This window comes from Variovorax sp. P1_H12_2 (genome assembly GCF_056405335.1).
On the sequence record NZ_JBFUCI010000656.1, the window covers coordinates 1 to 2,144 of the forward strand.

Annotated in this window: 3 protein-coding genes; 2 read left to right on the forward strand and 1 reads right to left on the reverse strand. The window is 64.1% G+C overall.

Features of this window, described 5'->3' with window-relative positions; all coding sequences use genetic code 11:
* Together AC1D2K_RS33810 and AC1D2K_RS33815 are read left to right on the forward strand one after the other, a co-directional pair.
* Positions 1-647: AraC family transcriptional regulator ligand-binding domain-containing protein (locus AC1D2K_RS33810; protein ID WP_478094697.1), on the forward strand; the 647-nt coding region annotated here is incomplete at its 5' end.
* A gap of 180 nt (positions 648-827) precedes the next feature.
* Positions 828-1,232, forward strand: a complete 405-nt coding sequence (locus AC1D2K_RS33815) for a hypothetical protein (protein WP_478094699.1) — start codon at positions 828-830, stop codon at positions 1,230-1,232.
* Between the two features lie 287 nt (positions 1,233-1,519).
* Here the strand turns inward: AC1D2K_RS33815 and AC1D2K_RS33820 are convergent.
* Positions 1,520-2,144: transporter (locus AC1D2K_RS33820; protein WP_478094701.1), on the reverse strand; the 625-nt coding region annotated here is incomplete at its 5' end.

The following is a 2,144-nucleotide window of genomic DNA, read 5'->3' on the forward strand; positions in this document are numbered from 1 at the left end:
CGGGCAATCTCGTGATCCTTCGGGTGGACATCGTGCGGGGGGCGCGGATGCCTCTGCGGCAGGCGATCGAACTCTTCGTGGGCTATCTGTTTCGCATCTTGCAAGAGTTGCTGGGTCCGTCGTGGATGCCCCGGCGTGTTCTCTTCACGCACCCCGCGCCTGCGAGCCTGACTCGGCATGTCGCCATGTTCGGGCGCATCGTCGACTTCGAGGCCGAGTTCAACGGCATCGCCTGCGCGGCGGAGGACCTGGCCGGGCAGCTTCCGTCCGCAGATCCGGTCATGGCGCGCTATGCGCGCCAATATCTGGACGCGATGATTTCGCGTCCGGACATGACGCTCGCGGACAAGGTTCGCTGGCTGGTGCGCGATTTGCTGCCGCTGGGCCGCTGCAACGTCGACAAGGTGGCGCAGCACCTTGGCGTCGATCGCCGGACCGTGCACCGCCATCTTGCGCGCAGCGGAGAAACGTTTTCGTCGCTCGTGGATGACGTGCGAGCCGACCTTGCCGAAAGCTACCTCGAAGGCAACAAGGGCCGCCCTACCGATGTCGCGGATCTGCTCGGGTTCTCGGCACTCAGCGCCTTCTCGCGATGGCACAAGCGCCACTTCGGCTTCACCCTGACGGAAAGGCGCAGCGGCAAATAGGCTCGGGCGGTCGGCCCGCTGGCGACATAGGCCCTGCTCCGACGCGCCAATCCCATGACGCCAGGTACGCTGCTGGAGCACATCAACAGCATGTACTAGAAAAGCGCATGCTTGGTGCAGAGGATCCGCCAGAGCCGAAGGCAGGCCATGTTGGGGCGGCGATCCCCCGAGGAGTGTGAAATGAAGATGCTTGTTTTGACAGTTGCGATGGCCATCGGCCARATGCTGGCCCTGAGCGCACAGGCGCAGGCCGTGGGCGCCGACGACAAGGCGGCCGCMCGCGCCGAGCGGAAGAAGGAAGGCGCGAAAGCGTCGCAAGGCCCGCAGATGGGCGAAGGTACCCCGATCCCGGAAGCGAARCCGAAGRCCTCGGCCGACGAACGCGCCGCCGCACGCGCGCCTCGCAAGGCCGCCGGGGCAGAAGCCGCCCGGGGGCCGCARATGGGCGAAGCCGAGCCGCCGCGCGTGACCGCGCCAAAGGTGTCGAGCACCGATCGTTCGGCGGCGCGCAAGACCCGCAAATCAGAAGCCGCTGCGGCCAACAAGGCTGGCGAAATCAAGTCGAAAGGCGAAACGAGCTACTGAACGGGCGCGGTGGCCCGATGGCTGGCCCGGAGGATCTGTTCTGGAGGCGACAAAGCAGACATTCGTCGCTCACACGTCCCAGAGGTTGGTGCGAGGCCTACCGCGGCATTTCGTCAGACCGTAGTCAGCATGAAGGCTCTGGGCACTCGGCTGGGCGTTCAACTTTTCGCGTTGTCCGCATGCGCAGTGGCAACCTGACCAGCCTGTTGGATCTGGGTCTCCACCATCGAACTGGCGACAGCGCTGGCTGCGGACTTGAGCGGTGTACCGAGTGAGGCGGCCAGACTTCACTTGGGAAACATGAACTGCGCCTGCACTCGGATCTGCCAATTCGCACCGTTGTCCGGCTTCACCACGTTGTAGTACGCCGAGAGTTGCGTGTTCACCGGCAGCTTGCCCAGGTGGAAGATCTTGCCGACGCCGCCCCCGAGGGGTACGGTCCATCGCTGGCTGCTCTCAGCCTTCCAGTCGGCGGTGATGATCGGGGCGGTGGTGAGATAGAAACCGCCCGGGAAGTTGTAGTTGATGAAGGGCTGGAGCAGGAAGTTGTTGTACGAGCCACCCTGCTTGCTGCTGCTCACCGACCAGATGTTGTTGAACAGCGCGCCGTAAACCCACGGGTCGCCGTGGTCGAGGTGGAGCACGACGGCGGACGGGCCCAGGCCCCAGTTCTTGTTCCCCAACTCCGAATTGCTGTTGGTCGGGATCTGAACCACCGGGCCGGCGCCCCAGATCCACTTGCCGGGGTTGGCCGGCGAGAGAAAGGCAGTCATCACCACATCACCGACGCCATTGAGACTGTCGATGCCGGGCCCCAGCGAAGGCATCGAGATGACCGGCAATATCGTGCGGGTGATGATGTTCCAGTCCTTGTTGACCGAAACAGGAATCACCGGCTGGATGTTCAGGATG